Below are 25,009 nucleotides of genomic sequence, written 5' to 3'. Positions count from 1 at the left end.
CGCGGTTAGTTGATTATAACGAATCAGGAGAGATTTTTAAGAAGCTCTTGTGCTTCTGCCTTCTGTTCTTCGTTACCCTCAAGAGCAACTTCCTCCAGAATATCCCTGGCACCGTCGCTGTCACCCATTTCGATGTAGGCCCGTGCCAGATCAAGTTTGGTGGCGGCTTCATCGGTACCGGCGAGGAAATCAAAGTCATCCTCGTCGTCCAGAGCGCTCTCATCAATATCCAACCCGCTATCACTGCGAGTGGAGCCTTCATCGAGTGAGTCTGACGCCACAGGCACTACTTCGTCCTCCAGCTCTTCAGGAGCCGGTTCAGCCTCAGCAACCTCTTCTGTCTGCTCCGCCAGCTCTTCCGGATTCTGCTGGTCAACGCCCGGCTCATCAGCCTCGGATTCGCTGAGCGCATCTTCCAGCCCAAGCTCATCTTCCAGGGATGGTTCGTCTTCCTGAGGACCTGCAGGCTCTCCGTTATCAGAGAACTCTTCCATCAGCGCCAGATCTTCATCAGACACATCCAGCTCCAGGTCATCCAGATCAGATTCGCCGAGCTCCAGTTCAGAGGGGTCTTCATCCTCGCCGGCAACCTTATCCAGCTCCGCATCAAGCTCGTCCAGGAAGGACTCGTCAAGCGAATCAGACTCCAGGTCCAGATCCGATACCTCGGTGTCCTCCGGCTTAACTGGCTCTTCTTCCGTCGGCTCAAGGTCGTCATCAAGATCGAAGCCCAGCTCAAGATCGTCTTCCTGATCCGAAACGGTACCAGACTGATCCGCCTCAACCGGCTCCGCTTCATCGGTTTCCAAGGAGGGCTCATCTGAACCGGCGAGTGCGTCGTCTTCAAAGGCCGACTCGAAATCCAGACTGAAGTCCTCTTCTTTGGATTCGGAAGTCCCGGTTGCCTCATCCAGACCGGAATCCAGATCAAGTGAAGCGTAATCAGTTTCGGTGGCGGACTCGTCTTCAGACTCCGGTTCTTCACCAATGCCGGACAGATCGTACTCAATCATGTCATCCCGGCCATCGGATTCTTTGCTGACATCGGATTCCAGCTCACCGAACTCGTTTTCATCAGCGGGCTCTGAAGTGGCTTCAAATTCGTCAGCTTTCAGCTCGTCAGAGATATCCCAGTCATCCGAAGCATGCTCGGTGGCCGGCTCTTGCTCTGGCTGACTGCCGAACGAATCCGAGCGCAGTTGGGATTCAAGGTCGTCGATGCTGGGCATCGCTTCAGCTTCAGCAAGGCGCTCCCGGAGGGATTCAGCTTCCTGGATAGCTGCCTCATCATCCAGCGCTTCAACTTCACGGTACTGCTTTTCAAACGCGTCACGATCCTGATTGTCCGCATACACCGACAACAGCTTCAGGCGCAGATCAGTGCGGCTGGGCTCACGTGAAATGGCGTTTTCGAGCACGTGGGCTGCCTGATCGTGACGACCGTAGGCAACATAGGTTTCTGCTTCGGCAATGGCATCACCGGCTTCCGCTTCTGCCTCACCCTCATCTTCGAGACTGAGGTCGAACGAATCACCGCCTTCGCCCTCATCACTGTTCAACTGGTCGTAGAACTCTTTCTCTCGATTGGCATTGCGTCGTGCCACGAGCAGCAACAACAGAAGCAGAAGGATAAGGCCACCACCGAGGGCAATCTGATACATCGGATTGTTCAGAATACCGTCAATAATGTTACCCGGAAATGCCTTTTCAGGCGCGGTTACTGGCTGCTGCGGTTTTGGCTGCTGGGCCTGGGGGACGGCCGCTGGCTCAGGTTCAGATGATGATTCCTGCTCGGTAACGGCAGGCTGCTCTGCCACCACCTCATCCGCAGCGCTCGCGTCGACATCACCACCAAACGGCTCTTCACCTGCAATATCAGCTTCGTCCGGGGCCATGGCGCTATCTTCTTCCGCCATCGCTGTGTCGGCCGATTCACCATCAGCGGCTTCATCAGACTGGCCGTCTGATACCGGTTCTTCGCCGGTGCCGGCACCCAGATCACCTTCTACAGGTGTGGTCGCCGGTTCAGCGTCAGACTCGGTCACGCCAGTGTCGGTCGGGGCCGGAGACTCTTCCTCCGACACCATACCCTGCATGTCCGCCAGCTGGCTGTTCTTCAGCTCCAGCAACCGCTGCAGGGTCTCAACCTGATCCTGCAGATCCTGGACACGGGTATTGAGCTCGTCATTTTCGCGTTTTGCGGCTTCCAGTTCTTCCATCGCAACTGCGGAACCGGCATCAACACCGCCAGGCAGATCACCATCACCACCGGCAGAACCACCGTCTTCGGTAGACCGGGATTCCGATTCATCGGCAACCAGCAGGCGCAACTCATCACCCGCTGCCGCCTGAGTAGCACCCTGTCCTGCCGCAGCCTGGGCGGTATCCGTTGCATCAACGGTTCTCGGAGACTGGAATTCCTGGTTCTGCTGTGCAACTACCCGATTGGCTTCAGCGCGGCTACGGCTCCGAATCTGATCGAGGGAAGGAATCCGCAACACCTCACCACGCTTCAGGCGGTTAATATTCCCACCAATGAACGCGTTAGGATTCTGATCCTGAATCGCGAGCATAACCTGCTGCATGGAAACCGAACCATCCGGACGTACCTGCTGGGCAATAGTCCAGAGTGTGTCGGAGGGCCCTGTCGGACCAAACGTATCTGCCTGATAGCCCCGCGACACGGAGCCTTCGGCTGCCGCCTGACGGCGGACAGATTCCTGGCTGCGCGCCGGCTGCTGTCGGGTGGCTGTCGTGGCCGGAGCACTGACTTGCTCCTCAATACCAGATTCCTCGGCGTAGACCGGAGGATCGACCAGCACGGCATATTCCCGCATCAGGCGACCATTGGGCCAGGTCAGCTCGAGGAGGAAATTCAGATACGGCTCGCGTACCGGCGCCCGGGAGGAAACATTGATGGCCAGGTTGCCATCCGTCCCGGTAACCACTTCAAACCTTAATTGACTCAGAAACTGGTGGCGGTCCAGGCCGACGCGCTCATAGGCGGCCTCCGGTGCCACATTGACGAACACTTCACCGGGATCAACACCGCGACTCTGATTCAGTGATATTTCTGCATCCAGTGGCTCATTCAGCCAGGACTGGAGCTCAATTTCTCCAAGTCCAAGCGCCTGAGCCATTCCAGAGCCGAGCCCTCCCGCCAGCGCCAGGGCAACCGCAAGCTTGCGTACCTTCATGCTTATTCCTTTCCAGTCTCCGTTATTCTTTACTGCCGTATCTCAACAGAATCGGACGAGGTTGGATGACTTTCGCCTTGTTATTTCTCGTTTTTATATCGCAATTATACCGTTCGGTTTGGCAAGTATTGTTGATAAAACCCGTTTTATCAATCAATCAGCTGCAATCCTTGCACCGTTTTTTTATCTATCGGGCGGAACTCCTTAGCGCCCTTGAAAATAACAGGGGCGGACGCTGAAATCAGCCTCCGCCCCTGACCGGCTTGCAAAAAACCGGACACAGTTGGCATTAATTACCGCTGTGTAACACTTTTTAACGTTCCTGAAGGATTCGCAGCATCCGACGCAGCGGTTCTGCAGCACCCCACAGCAACTGGTCACCCACTGTGAAAGCGGAAATGTATTCTGGCCCCATAGACAACTTGCGAATACGACCAATCGGAATGCTCAATGTGCCGGTCACTTTCGCCGGAGTGAGCTCCTGCATGGTGGCATCGCGATCATTGGGAATGACCTTTACCCAGTCGTTGGCCTTGGCCAGAATGCCTTCGATTTCGGAAACCGACAGATCTTTCTTCAGCTTGATGGTCAGCGCCTGACTGTGGGACCGCATGGCGCCAATGCGCACACAGATACCATCGATAGGAATCGGATTGTCACTACGACCCAGAATCTTGTTGGTCTCGACGCCCGCTTTCCACTCTTCCTTGCTCATGCCGTTATCGAGCTGCTTGTCGATAAACGGAATCAGACTGCCCGCCAGCGGCACACCAAAATGCTCGGTAGGGAAATCGCCGGAACGCATGGTATCGGTCACCTTGCGATCGATTTCGAGGATGGCGGAAGACGGATCAGCCAGCTCAGATTTGACGCTCTCATTCAGCGTGCCCATCTGGTTCAACAGTTCCCGCATATTCTGGGCACCAGAACCGGACGCTGCCTGGTACGTCATCGGAGACACCCACTCGATCAGATCCTGCTCCAGCAGGCCACCCAGGGCCAGCATCATCAGGCTCACGGTGCAGTTACCGCCGATATAATCCTTTACGCCCTTATCCAGGGCCGCATCGATCACGTTTCGGTTAACCGGATCCAGCACGATCACAGAGTGATCGACCATACGCAGGGTGGATGCCGCATCAATCCAGTAACCGTCCCAGCCTGCATCACGCAGCTTCTGGTAAACCTCGGTGGTGTAATCGCCGCCCTGACAGGTAACGATCACATCCATTCCCTTGAGGATGTCGATATCGAACGCGTCCTGCAGTGGTGGAACGCCGTCTTTGCCTACGTCCGGGGCCGGCTTCCCTGCCTGGGAAGTGGTAAAAAACACCGGATCGATGTCGGCAAAATCATTTTCTTCGCGCATGCGCTGCATGAGGACCGAGCCCACCATGCCACGCCAACCTACAAGTCCAACTCGCTTCATGTGCGACCTTTGAACCTCGTTTTATGCCCGCCCGCTACCGTTATCGCTGGCAGGGACAGGATGGATGATCCCGCAACGGCTGCATCCTGCCGTTGTCGGGTCTCGATTAAGTAAACCAGTGGTGCGTTAAAGCGCGTTCAGAACCGCTTCACCCATGTCGCGGGTAGATACCTTCTGACCGCCTTCCGACATAATGTCGGCGGTACGCAGCCCCTGGTCCAGCACCTTGCTGACCGCCGCCTCGATGGCCAGGGCAGCTTTCTCCTCATTCAGGCTGTAACGCAACATCATTGCAGCACTGAGGATGGTAGCCAGCGGGTTGGCAATGCCCTGCCCGGCAATATCCGGCGCCGAGCCGTGACACGGCTCATACATACCCTGCTTGTCGGAATTCAGTGACGCTGAGGGAAGCATGCCAATAGAACCGGTGAGCATTGCCGCTTCGTCAGAAAGAATATCACCAAACATGTTGCCAGTCACAATCACGTCGAATTGCTTCGGCGCACGGACCAGCTGCATGGCAGCGTTATCCACGTACATATGGGAAAGCTCCACATCAGGATATTCCCGCTTCAGGTCTTCCATGATTTCCCGCCACAGCACGGTCACTTCCAGCACGTTGGCCTTGTCAACCGAACACAACTTCTTGCCCCGCTGCTGGGCCGCCTCAAAGGCAACCCGGCCAATACGCCGAATCTCGGACTCGGTGTACTGGTAGGTGTTGTAGCCCTGGCGCTCACCGCTTTCCAGTTCACGCACGCCGCGAGGCTGACCAAAATAGATACCACCGGTCAGCTCGCGCACGATCAGAATATCCAGCCCTGAAACCACTTCCGGCTTGAGAGACGAGGCAGACGCCAGCTGCGGATACAGAATGGCCGGACGCAGGTTGGCAAACAGCTCAAGATTGGAACGCAGACCCAGCAGCCCCTTCTCCGGGCGCTTCGCCATCGGCAGGCTGTCCCACTTTGGGCCGCCTACGGCCCCCAGCAGGATCGCGTCAGCCTTACGGGCCTTCTCCAGGGTTTCTTCAGGCAGCGGCGTATCGGTCTCGTCAATCGCCGCACCACCAACGAGGGCAGATTCAAAACTCAGCCCCAGACCAAACTGGTCATTCACCTTATGCAGAACCTTCTCCGCTTCTGCCACGATCTCCGGACCAATGCCGTCGCCCGGCAGGAGCAATACATTACGGGACATAATCCAATTCCTTGTTAATCAGTTTCCAGTAGTAAACAGCCAGGGAGCGGTCTTGCGCCGGGATTCTTCATAAGCGCGAATGGTATCCGCATCCTCCAGGGTCACGCCAATGTCATCCAGACCATTCAGCAGGCAATGACGGCGAAAATCGTCCACATCGAAGCTGAACGACTCGCCACCAGGCGTCGTCACCGTTTTCGCTTCAAGATCGACCGTCAGCTGATAGCCTTCATTCTCTTCGGTTTGCCGGAACAGCTTATCAACCACTTCCTCATCTAAAACAATGGGTAACAAGCCATTCTTAAAGCAGTTATTGTAGAAGATGTCAGCAAAACTCGGGGCAATAATCACCCGGAAACCGAAATCATCCAGCGCCCAGGGTGCGTGCTCACGACTGGAACCACAGCCAAAATTGGTCCGGGCCAGCAACACACTGGCGTTTTTGTAGCGATCCTGATTCAGCACGAAGTCTGGATTCAGGGGACGGTTGGCGCAATCCTGATCCGGCTTGCCTTCATCCAGATAACGCAGCTCATCGAACAGGTTCGGGCCAAAGCCCGTACGTTTAATGGACTTCAGAAACTGCTTGGGAATGATCATGTCCGTGTCCACATTGGAACGGTCCATGGGGGCAACAATGCCCTGGTGTTGCGTAAATGCTCGCATGGTCTCTCTCCTGTGGCTCAGTTCATCAATTCACGGACATCAACGAAGTGGCCAGTTACCGCTGCCGCGGCGGCCATCGCCGGACTCACCAGGTGGGTACGGCCACCAAAGCCCTGGCGACCTTCGAAGTTCCGGTTGGAGGTAGACGCACAATGCTCGCCCTGCCCCAGCTTGTCGGCGTTCATGGCCAGACACATGGAACAACCCGGGTCACGCCACTCCAGACCCGCCTCGATAAAGACCTTGTCGAGACCTTCCTGCTCCGCCTGGGCTTTGACCAGACCGGAACCCGGAACCACCATCGCCTGCTTGAGGCTCGCAGCCACCTTGCGGCCCTTAACCACCGCCGCAGCTTCCCGCAGATCCTCAATCCGGCTATTGGTGCAGGAACCGATAAACACGCGATCCAGCTGGATATCGGTAATCTTCTGATTCGGTTGAAGCCCCATGTACTTCAACGCGCGGACGATCCCCTCGCGCTTGATGGGATCCTCTTCCTTCGCAGGATCCGGCACCGCGCCCTCTACACCAACCACCATCTCCGGCGACGTGCCCCAGCTCACCTGAGGCTGAATGGCGGAACCATCAAGCTCAACCACTTTGTCGAACACCGCATCATCGTCGCTGTGGAGCGTGCGCCAATATTCAACCGCCTTGTCCCAGGTCTCACCCCTGGGCGAAAACGGACGACCTTTGACATACTCGATGGTGGTGTCATCCACTGCCACCATACCCACCCGGGCACCGGCTTCGATGGACATATTACAAATGGTCATCCGGCCTTCCATGCTCAAACCACGGATCGCCTCGCCACCAAATTCAATGGCGTAACCGGTACCACCGGCGGTACCAATCTTGCCGATGATCGCCAGAACCACATCCTTACCGGTCACACCTGCGCCCAGCTTGCCGTTCACCTGTACCAGCATGTTCTTCATCTTCTTCTGGACCAGGCACTGGGTCGCCAGAACATGCTCCACTTCAGACGTGCCGATACCATGAGCCAGACAGCCAAAAGCGCCGTGAGTAGAAGTATGAGAATCACCGCAGACAATGCTCATGCCCGGCAAAGTCGCGCCCTGCTCCGGCCCAATCACATGCACGATACCCTGACGCTGATCCTTGATCTTGAACTCGAGAATACCGAACTCGTCACAGTTCTTGTCCAGCGTCTCCACCTGAGTGCGGGAGACCGGATCCACAATACCGTCGATGCCTTTGTCACGATCCGTGGTCGGTACGTTATGATCCGGCGTGGCGATGTTGGCATCAATCCGCCAAGGCTTGCGGTTAGCCAGACGAAGCCCTTCAAAGGCCTGAGGTGATGTCACTTCGTGCAACAATTGACGATCAATGTAAATCAACGCAGAACCATCGTCCCGCTGCTTGACCAAATGGTCGTCCCACAATTTGTCGTATAAGGTCTTGCCCGCCATGATTCTCTCTCACTCTCTGGGGGTTTCTGTTTCTGCTTCGAATGGTGACATCATACCCCTGCGTCACGAATAACCTCAATTCATGTTTTTTATGCTTTGCATTCCTCTAAGGAATCACCATAAACTTTCACATCGGTGCAAGACGCAACCAGAAGGGTGTGGCTTTTCAAAACACGCCTACAAGCACATCCCTGTGGGCTCGTTTCGGGCCGTCCTTGGCCCTCAACGGTTTTGAAAAGCCACACCCTCCTGGTCACGCCCCGTACTTTCTGCTCGGCTGCTTGCATTTGTTACCAGACGGCATGCTGTGTTCACCGATAGCGGGTTTGGGTGGCCTCTCCCGAAAATGTCGAAGGCCATGGATGGCCGGAGAGAAGCGCACATGGATGTGCTTGTAGCGGTTTTCGGGAGAGGCCACCCGAACCCGCGCTCACACCAACGTCAAAGGTTCTGCCCAATGGATGCAAACTCCTTAAAAGCATTCCTGACAATCGTCGACCAGGGTTCCTTCTCGGAAGCCGCTGAAACCCTGCACCTGACACAGCCAGCCATCAGCAAACGCCTGGCCGCCCTGGAAACCCAACTGGACACCCGACTGATCGACCGCAGCAACCGCGAAATCCGCCTGACCGAAGCCGGCACAAGGCTCCTCCCCCATGCCCGCAAAATCCTCGACGAAATCCACAACGCCCGCATGGCCCTGACCACCAGCGCCGCCAGCATCGGAGGCGAACTCCACGCCATCGCCAGCCACCACATCGGCCTGCACCACCTGCCCAACTGGCTGCGCCGCTACCGTCGGGAATACCCTCAAGTGGATCTGCATCTGCAATTCATGGAATCCGATGCCGCCTACGACCAGATGAATAAACGCAATGCTGAACTGGCCTTTGTGACCCTCAGCGACAGCATGAATCCGGAGTTCTCCATCCTCGCCCAGTGGCCAGACCCAATGGCCTTCGTGGTTGGGAAAGAACACCCTCTCGCAGCACTGGCGAGTCCTGAACTTTCTGACCTCGCGCCACACCCCGCGCTGCTACCGGATACCAGTACCGCCACCTACCGGGTGGTCAGCCGTCTGTTCCTGGAAGCCAACCTCACCCTGAAACCCCTCATGCCAACCAACTATCTGGAAACCATCAAAATGATGGTAAGCGTTGGCCTTGGGTGGAGCATTTTGCCGGTCAGCATGCTCGATAACAGCCTGAAAGTGCTTGAAGTGCCCCACCCTGTTACCCGGGTTCTGGGTGCCGTGGCACTGTCCCGACGACAACTGGGCAGTGCCGCACAGGCAATGCTGCAGATAGTGGAACAGGAAGAAACGCGACCAGAGTCCGGTCAATGAGCTAGCTGGGGTTCCGGCGGCGGCTGCAAGCCCCGCCAGGTCACGATAATCGCAAGGGCCATTGCGGCGGCACCACCCCAGAACGCCGCGGAGGTACTGAAACCATCCACCAGGAAACCGGATAACCATGCACCGAGCGCCCCGCCGGCGCCGAAGGTCAGGCCACTGTATAGAGCCTGACCCTGGCCATGATGGTGTTTACCGAAAAAGCCCTGAATGTATTGGACTGATACTGCATGCAACGCGCCGTAAGAAGCCGCATGCAGCAGTTGGGCAAAGATCAGTACCGGCAATACCGACGTAAGCTCGGCAATCAGGCCCCAGCGGATCATCGTCAGCACCAGCGCCCCCAGCACCACCTGCCGTACACTAAAACGCCGGGATAGCCTGTGCATAATCAGAAACAAGCCTATCTCTGCGATGACTCCGAGTGACCACAGCAACCCGATAGCCAGCTTGCCGTATCCATGCTGTTCCAGGTGGATACTGAAGAAGGTGTAGTAGGCACCATGTGATACCTGAAGCAGAAAATTCATCGCGAAAAAAGCAATCACAGCCGGATGAGTGACAATTGCTTTCAGGCTACCGACAGGTGCGGATTGCTGTTTGCGCTCACCACGCTCGGAAGGTACCAGAAATGCCGAGACGGCAATCCCTGCGAATACCGGCAATAACAGCCACGGCAAGTACTGAATCTCCACCAGTTCCAGTAGCCCGCCGATCAGAGCCACTGCTCCGATAAATCCTACAGAGCCCCAAAGACGAACCTTGCCGTACTTGTCCCGGTGCTTGCCGAGTACCCGCAAGGTAATGACTTCATACAGCGGCAAAATGGCGTTCCAGAAAAAGGTGAACACCAGCATGACCAGCAACAGACCGTAGAAACCGGGTTCCAGAAACACGCCGGCGAAAAACAGCGAGCCGAAAATAGCACCAAATCGTACCAGGCGGACCCGCTGGCCGGTCCGGTCACCGATGTAACCCCAAACGCTGGGTGCGACGATCTTGGTTAGCTGGATGGTCGCCATCAATGTGGCAATCTGGAGATAGGAGTAGCCCTGCCCCTCAAGATAGAGGGACCAATAGGGCAAAAGCCCTCCAAGGAGGGCGAAAAACCAGAAATAGAGGTTCGACAGCCGCCAGTAGATGGTAGCGCCTCCCCGAAATCAGAGCTGGCCGAGGACCGGCGTGGTGACTTCTACATCGCCGTTCTGACCGCGATGACGCAGGTAATGGTCCATCAGGACGATCGCCATCATGGCCTCGGCGATGGGCGTCGCGCGGATACCTACACAGGGGTCGTGCCGACCAGTGGTGATCACCTCCACCGGGTTGCCGTCTACATCAATACCCTTGCCGGGCAACCGCAAGCTTGATGTTGGCTTAAGGGCGATACTGGCAACAATCGGCTGACCGGAGGAAATGCCGCCCAGTACACCACCGGCATTGTTGGAAAGGAAGCCTTCTGGCGTCATCTCATCCCGGTGTTCTGTTCCTTTCTGCTCGATGCAATCAAAACCGGCACCGATCTCCACACCCTTGACCGCGTTGATGCTCATCAGGGCGTGGGCAAGATCGGCATCCAGACGATCAAAAATCGGCTCACCGAGGCCTGGAGGAACCCCCTCCGCAACCACATTGATGCGGGCGCCAATCGAATCCCCTTCCTTACGCAAAGCATCCATGTAGGCTTCCATTTCGGAGACCTTGTCTGCATCCGGACAAAAGAACGGATTCTGGTGAACCTGCTCCCAATCCAGCTTGTCTGCCTTGATCGGCCCTAACTGGGAAAGATAACCCCGAACTTTGATCCCGAGACGCTGCTCAAGAAACTTCCGGGCGACGGCGCCGGCAGCAACCCGCATGGCGGTTTCCCTGGCGGAAGAGCGGCCACCCCCACGATAATCCCGGGCACCGTACTTGTGGTGATAGGTGTAGTCTGCGTGGGCCGGGCGGAACTGGGCAGCAATCTTGGAATAGTCCTTGGAACGCTGGTCGGTGTTTTCGATAATCAGACCAATCGGTGTGCCCGTGGTTTTGCCCTCAAACACACCAGACAGAATCCGAACCTCGTCCGCCTCACGACGCTGGGTCGTATGCCGGGAAGTACCGGGTTTGCGGCGATCCAGGTCCCGCTGCATATCCTCTTCTGACAGCTCCAAGCCCGGAGGGCAACCGTCGATAATGCAGCCCAGGGCCGCGCCGTGACTTTCACCAAAGGTGGTGACGGTGAACAGCTTTCCGAATGTATTTCCCGACATAATTCAGCACTTTATACAGGTTTTGTAATTTACGATCTTAGCTCTTTCGGGCCTGCCATTCACGCAGATCCCGGGCAGTGACCAGGAATACGCCATCGCCGCCGTTCTCGAATTCCAGCCAGGTTAACGGCAAATCCGGGTAGGCATCATCCATGGCACCCCAGGAGTTGCCAACCTCCACAATCAGGAGTCCGTCGTCGGTGAGGTAATCGGCAGCCTGGGCAACTATGCGGTGGGCAATGTCCAGCCCATCGTCTCCGGCAGCCAGGCCCAGTTCGGGCTCATGGTGATACTCGGCCGGCATGTCTGCAAGGTCTTCCGCATCCACATAAGGCGGATTACTGACGATTACGTCGTAGCGACCTTCAATGTTGTCGAAAACATCCGACTGAATCGCGCGTACGCGACCCTCCAGTCCATGAAGTTCAATATTGGACTCAGCTACGGCGAGGGCATCCGCCGAAACATCAGACAGATCCACTTCCGCCTCGTCAAAAACCGTCGCCGCGCCAATACCGATACAGCCGCTGCCAGTACACAAATCCAGAATTCGTTGAACCTGCGTAGCGCCCAACCAGGGCTGGAGACCGTTCTCCAGCAGTTCGCCAATCGGCGAACGGGGAACCAGAACGCGCTCATCAACGTTGAACGGCATCCCCATAAACCAGGCTTCGCCAAGCAGGTAAGCAATCGGAATACGCTCGTTGACCCGACGCTCTACGCGCTCGAGAATCAGTTCCCGCTCTGAACGGGTCAGTCGCGCATCCAGAAACAGATTGTTGTTTTCCAGCGGTAGATGCAGGCTGCGCAATACAAGCTGAACGGCCTCATCCCAGACGTTATCAGTGCCATGGCCAAAGTAGATTGGCGAAGCCGCAAAACGGGAAACCGTGAACCGAAGCAGGTCACGGATGGAGTGCAGATCGTCAACGGGACTGGTCAAAACTTAGCTTCCTGGTCTGGCTAATGGTGCGCGGCATTATACGCGCATTGCGGCGCGGGCTGCAGCTCTTGTGGCTCAGAGAGCCAGCGGGCCGGAGCTGCTGCGGCTTTGTTCAAACCGGTCCAGGGCGGCCAACATCCGCTCCCGGCCCAGCTGTATCAGCTCCGGGGCCTTGTGATAGTCGTAGCTTCTGCAGGCATTCTTGGGAATGTTAACCAACAGATCCGGTGGGTAGCCGGCAATCTTGTACTGCACTAACGCGCTTTGCATGGTCTCGATGGTCAGGTTCATTACGTCGAATTTGCCAATGCCCAGCTTGTCCCAGTCAATGGTCTCGTGCTCGTCACGATGCCTGGACCGCCCCGATTCCTCTTCACGCTTTTTCTCGGGTGCTGTTTTCTTTGCCATTTCCCGGCTTATTTTCTGTTCCGGCGACTCGCCACTTTCCGGTTTTCGGGAACCCAGCGTTTTCAGGGTATCCCAATCAAACCAGCGGGACGCCTTTTCGCGAATGGCATCGACCCATTCCTCCATATCGCTACTGGTTTCTTCCGGAGCAAACGCAGCGTCTGGAATGCGCCTTTGTTGATCATCCTCACCGCTCAGGTTAACGGCCATCACCAGATCTGCATGGGCTGAGATGGTGGGAATAATAGGCAATGGATTGAGCAGTGCGCCATCCACCAGTACCCGGCCGTTGAGCACCAGAGGCGTCACCACGCTGGGTATGGCAATGGAGGCGCGGATAGCCTGGTCCAGCGGGCCTTCCTGAAACCAGATTTCTTTATGGGCCAGAAGATCTGTTGCTACGGCGGTGTAAGCAATGGGCAGATCCTCAATACGCGTATCGCCTAGAATATCCCGCACCACCGAAAAGACTTTCTCTCCACGAATAGCGCCGACAGAAGTGAAGGTCACATCCAGCAACCGCAAGACATCGAACTGGCCGAGCCCGGTCACCCAGTCCTTGTAGTCTTTCATCTTGCCGGCGCCGTACATGCCACCGATCAGGGCGCCCATGGAGCAGCCGGAGATGGCAACGATCTCGTAACCACGTTCCTGAAGGACTTCAATCGCACCGATGTGGGCATAGCCACGGGCGCCGCCGCTACCAAGGGTGAGTGCAACGGTTTTGCCCTTGCCAGGCAATGGCTCCATGCGCTCGGTACTGGCCGGCGCTGATGCCGCAGAAATACCAGAACTGGTCACTACCGACGTGACGCCATCCTGTGCGGCTGCGGTTCTACCGGACGTTTCCTTTTCCGGGCTATCCTTTTCTGCCATTTCCTTACCTCTTGATAACCAGAACCTCAACCCGGTTACCCTGCCGAATCGGATCGTTTATCTGGACGACCGGCCCAACCGGGACAATGCGTATCTGACTCTGCGAAATGCCCGATTTGCCCAGCAGGGCCGCCAGGCTTTCGGCCGCAGCGCGGGACCGTGTCAAGGCACCTTCGAGCGACTCGCCCTGCTCCAGATCGGTGAACGAGGCGAGCACCACTTCCGTACCATCCTGAGCCCAGTCATTCAGGGTTCGCCGGTCATCTGCCGACCACTCAAATCGAAATGTCACTCCACCTGACCACGGTACCACCAAAGGCCCCTTTATCGGGCCTGCGCCAATGGTATACCCCGGAATGGCCGTACCGAAACCAACATTCAGATGCTCAACCCAGACATACTCCCGCAGGTTGCCTCTTGTCACCGTGTAAACAAGGGTCAACCACTGCTGCCCGTCGTCTGCCGTTGTGGCGGCAACAAGGTAATCGTGGGTGGCATCCCTTCCCAGAAGACGAGACTGCTGGAAGATCTGGTTGGCCCAGACATTACTCCGGCCACAGGCGATGCCTGCACACTCAAACAGGATTTTCGCGCCACCTTCAGATAACTGCTGGTAGTAATGAGCCCTCGCAGCCTGACGTGTGGCGTCACGAGAGATTTGAAACAGCTGACCCTGACCCTGCACCGGCAAGCGAGCCATGGACTCGGACCGGATTTCATCACGAATTTCCCGAACCGGACTAAAAAGCACCAGGTGGCCAGCAGACTGTATCTCGACCGTGGATTCAAGCGTTGATTGCGGAAAAGGGGCTGGCGCGTCTTCAGGCCACGCCGCCATTGCAGGAATGGTAAAACATAACCATACAAGGCCGGCCAGCGCACCGACCATCGAGGAATTACCACGATCAATCATGTAAGAGAAACCTGTTAATCGCTTCGGCAACGGGAGTCACCTCCCCGTCAAGATGACAATGATGCCCACCGGGCACATCGACTGTTTCAAGGTTGGGGACCAGACCGGCACGACTATCGAGCCCGCCGCGGGAAACCAGCAACCCTTCTTCTGCCCTTACGAATAAAGTGGGCGTCTGGATGGAAGACAAAGACGCCCTCACCTGTTCTTCGGTCATCATCAACGGTGTAGGGTGGCGTAAACGGGCATCCGTGCGCCATATAAACCCGCCAGTTTCCGTACGCATGTTCCTGGGCACCAGCGTTCTTGCCGCCTCGGGGCTCAGGGGGCTCAGCCCGCCCTCACGGATTCGGGCCGCGCTCTGAATATCCGGATAGACCGCCGGAGCAGCCGAACCAGCCCTGCGTTTCTGTAATGCCCGCCGCAACTGGGGGATCGTCTCACGTGCTGGCCGACTGAGCGCGCCCAAACTGTCAATCATCACCAGTCTGCGCACCCGTTCCGGGAATGCGGCGGCGTAAAGTGCGCAGACAATCCCGCCGAGAGAATGCCCCACAAGATCCAGAGGGTAACGTTCGCTTTCAGGAAAATGCCGTTCCACGAGTTCGGAAAGATCGCCGACGTAGTCCATTAGCCAATAGCTGTAACCCGGCGGCCGGTGGCCCGAGTGTCCGTGCCCTGCCATATCCACCGCATGTACCGTGGTGTTCTCGGCCAACAACGGCGCCAGTCGGGCAAAGGACATGGCGTTGTCGAGCCAGCCGTGCAGAAGGATAGCCGGTGGTCGAGAGCTTTCCTCGCTGGAGTTCGGCCAGGTCAGACCCGAAAGAGTTATGTTATCCAGGGGCCAGTGCATTTCATGGCAACCGGCCTGTGGTTCTGGAACGCTACCGGGTAACGAGGTCTCCGTCATTCGGTAGCGGCCTTACATGGTGTGAGTGGGACGATCGGAACTCAGCGAGCCGGCCAGGTAGGATTCAATCTTGGTGCGGGCAGTTTCGTCATCGCCATTGAACTGCACGCCAATGCCTGCGGCCCGGTTTCCCTGCGCACCCTTGGGGGTAATCCAGATCACCTTGCCAGCCACCGGGATTTTCTCCGGCTCATCCATCAGGTTGAGCAGCAGAAACACCTCATCGCCCAGCTGATATTGCTTCTGAGTAGGAATAAACAGGCCTCCCTGACGGATATAGGGCATGTACGCCGCATAGAGAACCGCCTTGTCCTTGATCGTCAGGGTTAGAATACCGCTGCGTGCTCCGAATCCGGGCCCCATATCAAATACCTTTTACGCAAATTTACTGATATTTCGCAATGATAGCAGTTGATCCTGAACAACGCTCACGTTGTCTGCCGCTTCCGGGGCATCAACTCCCGCCAGGCCAGTAGAAGCTGAGTGGCCTCAAGCTCCGGGCTTGCGTTATATATGCCCGCACTCCGGCTTTCCCGAACCCGCTCCAGCAATTGATGAGCGCGCCACGGCGGGTTGGATCTGGCCAGATAGCCCAACATGTCTGCTGCCTCCGGGTCCTGAACTTCGCCCCCGGCACTGCACCGAGCCAGGTCGGCAGCCCAACTTTCAAACAACCATAATGTATCGTCCAGCCCCAGCGTTTTGAAGCGGCGGGCGGCATCCCCCACCGTCATCTGACCTTTCATGAACTGTCGAAATGCCTCGAAGGCCTCATCCCTCTGCGCAAGAAACTCGCCAGTGGCATACTCCAGCGCCAGCCTGGGAGCATTACCCGCCAGCATCAGACTTTTGGCCAGAGTGTCTGGCGACGGGCGGGTGGATTCCTCCAACTCGGATACCCGGGCAGACAGCCATCGCCCGGCATCCTCGGTATCAGGCAACGGTATGGTCAGGGCCTGGCAGCGGGATCGTATGGTGGGAAGTACCTGCCGCCCGCTTTCCTGAAGCAGCAACAGAGTCACATCCGGCAAGGGCTCTTCCAGGGTTTTCAGCAGGGCATTGGCGGCGTTTATGTTGAGCTGGTCCGCCCGGTCGACAATGGCCACCTTGCGGTGTGCAACCTGCGGCGAGGCCACGGCAAACGTCGACAGCGCGCGGATCTGATCCACTTTCACCATCCGGGACTTTTCCGGTGAATACACCCGGACATCGGGATGGCTGTTCGCCGCGATCAACTGACACTGGCGACACTGACCACACGCAATCGGTGCTCCGTTGTCGAGCCCGACCTGCTGGTCGCACAACAGCAGCCCAGCGACCGCTTCTGCCCACGCCCTTTTCCCGACGCCCTGCTCACCAACGACCAGCAGCGCGTGAGGCAACCGATCCTGGGCAAGGCGTTGCTGAACCGTGTTCCAGGCGCGGCCGAGCCAGGGCATGTCCTTCGCAATATCAGTCATGTCGGAGCGTCCGTGAAGCGGGTTCAGGTTTACGGCGCAACTGCCGTTTCATCGTTTTCAATAGCCGGGCAAGCCTGCGCGCTTCGTGCGCGGAAACTTCCTGAGTTGAGGCCGTATAGTAATGGCTGTTAACGGCCCGGGCAAAGAGGCGCGCGGACGATTCAACTTCCGGGCGCGCCTCCGACAGGCGTTCTGCCAGTGTCGCCGGGGTTTCACCGGTACGGACTGGCACTCCCACCTGCTCACACAGCCGATGCCAGGCCACAACCACCCTGCCGAAAGCATCCTTGCGGGCGCGGCGGCGAATCGAAAGAGCCGAGACGACACCTGCGATCAGCAGGGCGACGCCAACCAATCCGGCCGTCAGGTAGCCAAGTTCCTTGAGTCCGAAATTGCCCGGCAATCGGGACATCAGATCCATCTGGCTCTGGCCCTGGTAACCCACCACCCAACGCTGCCAGTGATAATTGATGCGATCGAGCTGGAGCGACGCCCATTGCAGAACCGCGACATCGCCGTAACGTTGGGGCGAAGTCAGATCATTTTCCAGGAAAGAGCCCTCATCGGCCACCGCATCCCGCAATCCGGATTCAATCCTGCTTGGCGCAATGGCAGCTGTCGGGTCCACCCTCACCCAGCCCTGGCCTTCCAGCCACACCTCCACCCAGGCGTGGGCATCGTACTGACGGACAATGAGGTAATCCCCACCAGCCCCGGCGTCGCCGCCCTGGTAACCAACAACAATTCGGGCCGGTATCCCGGCGGCCCGGAAGACAAAGGTTGCCGCACCGGCATAGTGAGCACAAAAACCCCGTTTTTCATCAAACAACAGCGCATCGATACCATCATCCGGCATGGTGGGGGGGCGCAACGTATAGAAGTAGGCTTGCTCCCGAAAACGCCGGAGCAACGTGTTGACGACCTCTGAATGGGACAGGTCGGTAGACAGTTCGCGCGCCAGCTCCCTGGCCCGGGGGTTGCCGGACGGAGGAAGCTGGAGATAGCGCCGCGTTTCTGCCGGGGAAAGGGCCTCAGCCGGCGCTGGCACAGCGGAAACCCGGGCCAGGCGATAACGCACCGGGCTGTCGGCGGGGCGCTGAAAGCGGAACAAATCCTCCGGCGTACTTACCACGTTACCTGAGACGGCTACCGAGCTCTCCAGAGCAAACGCCCAGCGCTGGTCTGTCGGCTCCATCAGGATATCGTATTCATTACTTTGCAACGGCCCGACGCCGCCATCGTTGTCTACTCTTGCGGGTCGCCGAAAACCATCGGAGTCCCTCTGGCGCCAGGTTTCGTCGTCCAGATAGTCGAGAATCAGCCCCCGCCAGTAACGCTCCCGATACGGTGGCGACTCGCCCCCGAAAGTTACCCGGAACGCCCTTTCACTGCTCTGGGCCAGATTGGAAATATCGCCCGGGCGCATGGTGTCAGAAATCCCGCTGCGGGCCTCCCCAGAAACCAGTGGCACACTCCAGAGCGGCGCCATGCGCGGAAAAAACACGAAAAGCAGCACAACCACCGGAAGGGTTTTCAGTACCAGTAAACCCAGGCGCTTCCAGCCAGCCCTCAGGCTCCCGGGTAGATCCGGCGCGTTGAGAATCTGCAGGCCCACCATCAGGCAGCCAATGGCCGCGAAGGTCAGTAACGCCCAGGCAATGTCCTGCTTGAACAGGAAGTTCACGGCCGCGAGATAGACCTGAATAAAAAAGAGCACATAAAAATCCCTGGCGGACCGGGTTTCGAGCCATTTCAGCCCAACGGCCAACACGAAGAACGAGGCGGCGGTATCCACTGTGAAGCGCCCCTGCACGGTGGCCACGTAGACGCCAATCAGAGCCACCATGATTCCGGTGCGCAGCAGCCGCCCCGGCAGTTTTACCCGGCCCTTTTGCGCCAACCAGCGCCAACACGCCAGCACGGCACAGGCTGCAATGAGCCACCAGGGCAGCCGATCCCACTGGGGAACCAGAAGCAGCGCAAAACTGGCAATCAGCCACAACAGTGCGTTAGCTGGGGTGGCTTCGATCGGTGCCTGTTCTGCCGGCTTTGCGGAGAAAACTCTGGCCATGATCGTGCTCATGCAGACACTCCCGCTTTCGCATTCTCGGTTTGACGAGTACCAAAAGGCTGACCATCTGGATCCCTCGGCGGTTGCTCGCCCCACACCGCAAGCGCGCGCAGACAACGTTCTCCATGCAGTGAACCACTGTCCGGCTCAATGGTATCGCCGGGCAAACTGAGACCAAACCTTGCGTTTTTCTGAACCCGGTCTGCCACCATCCAGGCCAGATAACTCAGCCGCAACTCGGTATCAACACCCGGAAAGGCATGAAAATCCAGCCAGTGCGGACTGCCCTGCTCGCCCTGCCAGTCGGCCACAATCATCTGGCCCGTACGTGCAAAGCGTTTCCACATAACCCGCTGGCTCATATCACCTTCACGCCAGGGACGAAGATCGGCATTGTCCTGGCCGGCCACGGGCGCGGACGAAGCCGCTTCGCTACCATCGTGCACGGTTCCCCCGGTATCAGGTGCTGGCAAAGGCCTCGGAAACGCCACTCCCGCAGATGCCGGACGCAGCCAGGACCAGGCCTTTAAAAGCCCGAACGGAAAACGAGTTTCGACACGAATCCGGTCCGGGCGAAGATAGCCGCGATGGGCAGACGGCACCGGCAGTACCACATCCCGGGATTCACCGGGGGAAACGTGCACGCCCTCAACCGATGAATCCTCGACCGACAAGACAAGACCGAGGCCAGCATCCTTACCTGCGGTGACTCGCAGTAAAAACGGAACGTCATCGCCCGCCCGGCCCTCACCGGGCCGGACCAGGGCAACGGAAAGACCGGAAAGATTTCTGTGGGTCTGGTGCATGGCCCCCACAAACACGGCGCCGAGAAGAAACGTGAGCAGATAGATAAGACTGTTCTGGTAGTTGATCCCGGTAACCAGCATGATCAACAGCAACAAACCATACACCACACCAGCCGCCGTAGGCAGAATAAAAATGTTCTTCTGGCTGAGAATCTGGCTGTCGGCTCTTGGAATGCGACGATTGATCCATCGTCGCCAACGGGTGTTTAAAGAGTTTCGCATCATGCTCCTGCGACTGGATTCAGGCCTGTAAGTTCACGGAATGTGGTTTCAAGTAACCCGGACATAAAACCATAAAAGTCATGGTTCCTTAAATATTTACCCCTGGGCACCGGATTCTGATCACACACCAGGCACTTTACGGTTGAAAAACTGTCGGACAAACCGAATACTCAAAGTAATAGTATGAAGCGTATTGACTGAAGCAGTACACTCAGCAGCGCCTCTTTTGAACCGATTCAGCATGAGGCAATCCCAAATGCGTCGCAAACTGCTTGCAGCCGCAATCACGGCCACCACTCTCACACCGGCCTGGGCCGGCGTGCAAACCATGACCTCCGACGAGATGGTAGAAACCTACGTGGAGGATTCCGCCGTTATTGTTGTCCCGCGCCAACAACAGAAGTCAGAGGCGGATCGGGAAAAGATCATCCGCGCCCTCACCATCTCGCCGGGCGAGCCCGTTCTGAGCGAAGCGGAAGAGGAAGCGTATCGGGAAGCCCTTCAGCGCTATCTTGATGAGGGCAAGAAAGATGCGCTGTCCGATGCCGAAGAGGAGTTCCTGCGCAGAGCCCTGCTGCTTCCTGTCGACGAACTGGCCAGAGCACAGCCACCGGCAGACTTTACCCCGAGGACACTGCCCATTATCTTTGGTCAGCAACCGGAAATTCCGGATGAACCCTTCACCCAGACGTTCCTGAATGATCAGTTGGGCATTGGCTTCGATGGCCAGAATCTGAATTTCAGTATCGGTAATCCCCCGGGCATCGATCAGATCCAGATCCCCGAAGCGATCAACGAAGGCCCCATTACATTGACTCCCCGTCCGGGCGGAGGGTTTGACCTTTCCATTCAGGTGCCCGACCAATAATTACCCAACCCCTGAAACGAAAAGCGGCGACCAGAACGGTCGCCGTTTTTTTGTCTGCTGATTCGGTCAGACAAAAAAACGCCCCGCGATGCGGGGCGCTATCACCACTTTAAGGTGTCAGGTCAACTTACTGGTGACCATAAACCTTCATGTTGGTGCCAGAAACAACCAAGTTGTCGATAGTGAAAGCACCAATTGACTCTCCACCAATCTCCACAGCGCCAATAGTCATATCAGCAGCGAAGTTTGGAATGGAGATAGAGAGCGCATCTCCACCAGTCGCAGCAGAAGTTCCTTTGCCTACTGTCACAGTGGCAGAAGCAAACAGGTTAGCAAAAGTTGACGGATCGGCTTTATCAAATCCTGCACCACCAGTTTCCAGGAAGTTCGCACCCATAACACGCATGTCACGAACGTTCACGCCAAGGAAATCCACGTCCATATCCATATCGGTCACGTTGAAGCCAACGTTCATGATCAGGTTGTCGGTGGCAGTATCCACACGGATGTTCAGCAGACCCAAGTTACCTTCGATACCGATGTTGCTGGCCAGAAGGGTGGAATCATTGCTGCCATCAGTCGCGTGCAAGGACGCAGAACCAACACCAACAGCAAAGTCGATAGCACCACCGGAAATGCTATGAACGTCGATCACTGCATCACCATCGGCTTCTACATCGATATCGATAAGTAAGTCGTCCAGTTTACCGGACACACCGGTTACTGTGCCGTTGACATCTTTCTCAACAGATCCGCCACCGATGAAGATATCGTTGACCGCCAGATAACCATCGTCAGTGTAGCGGAATTCACCGATGGAAACCTCGGTTTCCAGCTCAATAGTTACACCACGCTGGCCGGTAACGTTGCTCATAGTAGTGTCATCAAGCGCCTTCAGGTCGGCTTGAGCGGCAAAAGGAGCTGCAGCAACGGCCGTTGCCAGTGCGATTTTTTTCAGGCCTTTCATAACGTTCTCCTAATTGGAACAGTTTGTTGTTATTTCCATGTCATGCAGACTGTTTGGTGTACTTTTGTATCTGCACGGCTACAGAGTACTGCAAAGGTAATTGAATGTTCCGTGACCACCTTCACGTAATCGATACTTAGATTGTCCAACACAAAACCATTACTCTCCGGATTCTTCCCCCACCTTGATGTTGAATATCTTTTTATCCATCTCGACAACAACCTGCTCACCAAAAAGCGCTTTTCCATCCTCAACGGTAAAAGGCACCAGTTGGGCCAACGTCGGGCCGAAGATATGCTCCATCTCGACCACCAACACCCGATCCGCCTCCGACTCTCTATTGGGATTGGCCGTGGTGTAGAAGACTGCCGTCGCACCAATCTTGCCCTTCTTGACCAGCGCAATCAGGGAGCGCCGGAGGACTTCGAGCGCGACATCCGCCGGCATTTCCTCAATCTGCTTGATCCGAATCGTTTTGGTCTTGTCTCCCGTGTCAGTTACCACCGCAAATGGCTTTACGCCGCCCGCGACCACAATTCGGCTTTCCAGGTCATCAACACCCTTTTGGTACATTCGCTCAAACTGCTTTTGGATCATTTTCTTTACTTCTTTTTCTGAAAGCTCTTCAGCGCTCAGTGCACCTGCAACTAAAAAAACAGAACAAAAACAGAACAAAAAAAACATCAAATGGGATTTTAGCTGTGTCATACCTACTCCACTTTCCTCAAAAAGCTCGCGCAACAGGAGCGCACGGCTTTCACATTGTTTTTATGCTGGGGGTGTCCTGCTATCTCGGTTAGAATAGCCACCGGCTTTTTCTCCCCGTCCGAACAGGACGCTATTTCATTAGATCAGTGCCGCCGCAAACGCTACAACGCTGTTTTTGTGGCCTGTTTATCATTTCAGCAAGATTCCGGAGGACCCTTGGGCCGGGCAACAACGCGGGAACTTACCCGGGCGACCTACCACCAGCTTATGATGCATGCCTACCGGGCATCCGATTTCGTTTTTCTCGGGAGCACAGGCGATGGCCCCGGCCGAGGCATCCTTTGTGGCTTCTCGGCCATGGCCGTGCGCTCTCTGGAACTGCCCAGCAACAGTTCGGGCCCCATTGATACCGCCCATCTCGCCCGGGAAATGGAAGAGCTTGCCGCGCCTTTCCAGCTCGAGCCAGACGCAGACCCGAGTCATCTCACTGGCGGCTGGATCGGCTATCTGGGGTACGAGCTGGGCTACGCCCGGGAACGGCGGCTGGTTCAACTGCGCCACGCCTCCACCGTTCCGTTAATGCACGCCGGGCTCTATCTCTGGACCGCAAGTTTTAACCGAAATAGCCGTCGCTACTGTCTCTGGATTCACCCGGCATGCCCTGCTCCGATTCAGGATCAGATTGAACAATGGCTGTCGGCTCCGGCAAACCGCCAGATGCACTGGCACATGGAAGCCCCGTTTGCTCCGGCGCAAACGCCGGAAGAATTCAAGGCGGGTGTCGAAGCCGTCAAGCGCTACATAGAAGCTGGCGATTGTTATCAGGCCAACCTGTCCCAGGCATTCTCTGGCAAATACTGCGGCCATCCATGGCTCGCCTTCGAGAAGCTCACGGAAGCCAACCCGACGCCCTACAGCGCCTTCCTGAGAGCCGGAGACGACTCGATTCTTTCCATATCGCCAGAGCGGTTTCTGAAAATAGACCAGGGCGTAGTCGAGACCAGCCCCATCAAAGGTACACGCCCCCGGGGCTCCTCGCCGGAATCCGATATCAAATTGGCAAATGAACTTCAGGCATCCGAGAAAGATCGGGCCGAAAACCTGATGATTGTGGACCTGTTGCGGAATGATCTCAGCCTCCACGCTGAGGCCGGAAGCGTGCAGGTTGAGCAGCTGTTTGCCCTTGAATCCTACGCCAATGTCCACCACCTGGTCAGCCATATCAAGGCCACCCTAAAACCGGAAGTCAGCCCGCTTCAGGCGTTGTTTGATGCCTTTCCTGGCGGCTCCATCACCGGCGCTCCGAAAATCCGGGCGATGGAAATTATTCGCGAACTGGAACCTCACTGGCGAGGGCCCTATTGTGGTTCTGTCTTCTATTACGGACTTGATGGCCGGCTGGACAGCAACATCGCAATACGAACCCTGCTGTGCGAGTCCAACGGTACGATTCGTTGTTGGGGGGGCGGAGGCATTGTGGCGGATTCTGACCCGGAGGCCGAGTATCAGGAGACACTCACCAAGGTCAAACCACTGATGGACTTTCTGGAAAAGCTGAAGCTCTGATCTGCACCACAGCCGCACAGCCTCGGCACAGATCAGCGATTCGAAAGATCAGGCGCTGTGAATCGCGCTCGCCTTCAAAAATTCCTGTTTCAGATCGTCAAAATTGTGTACCGCCGGGAACTGCGGGAACTCATCAATAACGTTCTGGGGCGCGTGGAACAGAATGCCCGCCTCTGCCTGGCCGAGCATGGTGGTATCGTTGTAGGAGTCACCAGCGGCGATCACCCGGTAGTTCAACAACTGGAATGCACGCACAGACTGGCGTTTCGGATCCCGCTGACGCAGCAGGTAATTGGTGATCTGGCCACTCTCCGCCACTTCCAGTTTGTGACACAACAACGCCGGATAACCGAGCTTCTTCATCAGCGGCATGGCGAACTCGTAAAAGGTATCCGACAGAATCACCACCTGGAAACGCTCACGCAGCCAGTCGAGGAATTCCCGGGCACCCGGCAGCGGGTCCAGAGTACCGATGACTTCCTGGATTTCCGGCAGCCCATAGCCGTGCTGGTCCAGAATGCGCAGGCGCTGCTTCATCAAGACATCGTAATCAGGGATATCCCGGGTGGTTGCCTTGAGTTCTTCAATGCCGGTTTTTTCTGCAAAGGCGATCCAGATTTCCGGGATGAGTACGCCCTCAAGGTCAAGACATGCGAGTTCCACAACGGTCTCCTGAACGATAAATAAAAAGATGAGGCACCTGCGCCCCGGTTGGTGGGCGTATGATATGAAAAAGCGCGGCCAAATGCATCGT

The 25,009-nt window shown here is 56.8% G+C and carries 21 protein-coding genes; 3 read left to right on the top strand and 18 right to left on the bottom strand.

Annotated elements, in window-relative coordinates; genetic code table 11:
- Nucleotides 1–23: 23 nt before the first annotated feature.
- The 5 genes from ACF8YQ_RS08295 to leuC form a co-directional block, all read right to left on the bottom strand.
- A complete protein-coding gene (locus tag ACF8YQ_RS08295) occupies nt 24–3,197 on the bottom strand; it encodes a FimV/HubP family polar landmark protein (RefSeq protein WP_396623160.1) in 3,174 nt (1,057 codons plus the stop codon).
- A gap of 313 nt (nt 3,198–3,510) precedes the next feature.
- Complete coding sequence (gene asd / locus ACF8YQ_RS08290; RefSeq protein ID WP_031210539.1) at nt 3,511–4,626, bottom strand: aspartate-semialdehyde dehydrogenase; 1,116 nt, start codon at nt 4,624–4,626, stop codon at nt 3,511–3,513.
- A gap of 126 nt (nt 4,627–4,752) precedes the next feature.
- Entirely contained in the window at nt 4,753–5,826 is a 1,074-nt protein-coding gene (leuB, locus tag ACF8YQ_RS08285) for a 3-isopropylmalate dehydrogenase (protein WP_011785049.1), read from the bottom strand.
- Between the two features lie 18 nt (nt 5,827–5,844).
- Nucleotides 5,845–6,492, bottom strand: coding sequence for a 3-isopropylmalate dehydratase small subunit (leuD, locus tag ACF8YQ_RS08280; protein WP_396623159.1), 648 nt, complete (start codon nt 6,490–6,492; stop codon nt 5,845–5,847).
- Between the two features lie 17 nt (nt 6,493–6,509).
- Nucleotides 6,510–7,928: a 3-isopropylmalate dehydratase large subunit gene (gene leuC, locus ACF8YQ_RS08275; protein ID WP_396623158.1), complete on the bottom strand. Its 1,419-nt coding sequence runs from the start codon at nt 7,926–7,928 to the stop codon at nt 6,510–6,512.
- A 457-nt stretch (nt 7,929–8,385) separates the two neighbouring features.
- Between leuC and ACF8YQ_RS08270 the strand changes: the two genes are divergently transcribed.
- The gene (locus tag ACF8YQ_RS08270) at nt 8,386–9,273 is read left to right on the top strand and encodes a LysR family transcriptional regulator (protein ID WP_396623157.1); all 888 of its coding nucleotides are present in this window, start codon (nt 8,386–8,388) and stop codon (nt 9,271–9,273) included.
- Here the strand turns inward: ACF8YQ_RS08270 and ACF8YQ_RS08265 are convergent.
- From ACF8YQ_RS08265 to ACF8YQ_RS08220, 10 genes are all read right to left on the bottom strand, one after another.
- Nucleotides 9,267–10,421, bottom strand: a complete 1,155-nt coding sequence (locus ACF8YQ_RS08265; RefSeq protein WP_396623285.1) for an MFS transporter — start codon at nt 10,419–10,421, stop codon at nt 9,267–9,269. The genes ACF8YQ_RS08270 and ACF8YQ_RS08265 overlap by 7 nt on opposite strands.
- Before the next feature lie 18 nt (nt 10,422–10,439).
- Nucleotides 10,440–11,534, bottom strand: a complete 1,095-nt coding sequence (gene aroC, locus ACF8YQ_RS08260; RefSeq protein WP_121206582.1) for a chorismate synthase — start codon at nt 11,532–11,534, stop codon at nt 10,440–10,442.
- 37 nt (nt 11,535–11,571) lie between these two features.
- On the bottom strand, nt 11,572–12,477 hold the full coding sequence (prmB, locus tag ACF8YQ_RS08255; RefSeq protein WP_011785055.1) for a 50S ribosomal protein L3 N(5)-glutamine methyltransferase: 906 nt from the start codon (nt 12,475–12,477) through the stop codon (nt 11,572–11,574).
- A 75-nt stretch (nt 12,478–12,552) separates the two neighbouring features.
- On the bottom strand, nt 12,553–13,761 hold the full coding sequence (locus ACF8YQ_RS08250; protein WP_396623156.1) for a patatin-like phospholipase family protein: 1,209 nt from the start codon (nt 13,759–13,761) through the stop codon (nt 12,553–12,555).
- Nucleotides 13,762–13,765: 4 nt separating this feature from the next.
- On the bottom strand, nt 13,766–14,674 hold the full coding sequence (locus tag ACF8YQ_RS08245; protein ID WP_396623155.1) for a DUF4892 domain-containing protein: 909 nt from the start codon (nt 14,672–14,674) through the stop codon (nt 13,766–13,768).
- On the bottom strand, nt 14,667–15,587 hold the full coding sequence (locus ACF8YQ_RS08240) for an alpha/beta fold hydrolase (protein WP_396623154.1): 921 nt from the start codon (nt 15,585–15,587) through the stop codon (nt 14,667–14,669). Before ACF8YQ_RS08240 ends, ACF8YQ_RS08245 begins: the two co-directional genes overlap by 8 nt.
- A 12-nt stretch (nt 15,588–15,599) precedes the next feature.
- On the bottom strand, nt 15,600–15,950 hold the full coding sequence (locus tag ACF8YQ_RS08235; RefSeq protein WP_008171779.1) for a PilZ domain-containing protein: 351 nt from the start codon (nt 15,948–15,950) through the stop codon (nt 15,600–15,602).
- Between the two features lie 65 nt (nt 15,951–16,015).
- Complete coding sequence (gene holB / locus ACF8YQ_RS08230; RefSeq protein ID WP_396623153.1) at nt 16,016–17,047, bottom strand: DNA polymerase III subunit delta'; 1,032 nt, start codon at nt 17,045–17,047, stop codon at nt 16,016–16,018.
- The gene (locus ACF8YQ_RS08225) at nt 17,040–19,130 is read right to left on the bottom strand and encodes a DUF3488 and DUF4129 domain-containing transglutaminase family protein (RefSeq protein WP_396623152.1); all 2,091 of its coding nucleotides are present in this window, start codon (nt 19,128–19,130) and stop codon (nt 17,040–17,042) included. Before ACF8YQ_RS08225 ends, holB begins: the two co-directional genes overlap by 8 nt.
- Entirely contained in the window at nt 19,127–20,149 is a 1,023-nt protein-coding gene (locus ACF8YQ_RS08220; RefSeq protein ID WP_396623151.1) for a DUF58 domain-containing protein, read from the bottom strand. Before ACF8YQ_RS08220 ends, ACF8YQ_RS08225 begins: the two co-directional genes overlap by 4 nt.
- 253 nt (nt 20,150–20,402) lie before the next feature.
- Between ACF8YQ_RS08220 and ACF8YQ_RS08215 the strand changes: the two genes are divergently transcribed.
- Nucleotides 20,403–21,014 (top strand): hypothetical protein, encoded by a 612-nt coding sequence (locus tag ACF8YQ_RS08215; RefSeq protein ID WP_224848525.1) that lies wholly within the window; start codon nt 20,403–20,405, stop codon nt 21,012–21,014.
- A 127-nt stretch (nt 21,015–21,141) separates the two neighbouring features.
- On the opposite strand, the gene ACF8YQ_RS08210 is transcribed toward ACF8YQ_RS08215, so the two are convergent.
- Both ACF8YQ_RS08210 and ACF8YQ_RS08205 read right to left on the bottom strand, forming a co-directional pair.
- On the bottom strand, nt 21,142–21,981 hold the full coding sequence (locus ACF8YQ_RS08210; protein ID WP_396623150.1) for a DUF6160 family protein: 840 nt from the start codon (nt 21,979–21,981) through the stop codon (nt 21,142–21,144).
- A gap of 159 nt (nt 21,982–22,140) precedes the next feature.
- On the bottom strand, nt 22,141–22,689 hold the full coding sequence (locus ACF8YQ_RS08205; RefSeq protein WP_396623149.1) for a hypothetical protein: 549 nt from the start codon (nt 22,687–22,689) through the stop codon (nt 22,141–22,143).
- Between the two features lie 216 nt (nt 22,690–22,905).
- On the opposite strand from ACF8YQ_RS08205, the gene pabB reads away from it, so the two are divergent.
- On the top strand, nt 22,906–24,255 hold the full coding sequence (gene pabB / locus ACF8YQ_RS08200; RefSeq protein ID WP_396623148.1) for an aminodeoxychorismate synthase component I: 1,350 nt from the start codon (nt 22,906–22,908) through the stop codon (nt 24,253–24,255).
- Between the two features lie 48 nt (nt 24,256–24,303).
- On the opposite strand, the gene thrH is transcribed toward pabB, so the two are convergent.
- On the bottom strand, nt 24,304–24,918 hold the full coding sequence (gene thrH, locus ACF8YQ_RS08195) for a bifunctional phosphoserine phosphatase/homoserine phosphotransferase ThrH (RefSeq protein WP_011785066.1): 615 nt from the start codon (nt 24,916–24,918) through the stop codon (nt 24,304–24,306).
- Nucleotides 24,919–25,009: the final 91 nt, after the last annotated feature.

Source organism: Marinobacter sp. W-8, assembly GCF_044342215.1.
Classification (GTDB): Bacteria; Pseudomonadota; Gammaproteobacteria; order Pseudomonadales; family Oleiphilaceae; genus Marinobacter; species Marinobacter nauticus.
The sequence above is the reverse complement of the archived record's forward strand: the minus strand, read 5'-3'. Positions and strand labels throughout refer to the sequence as shown.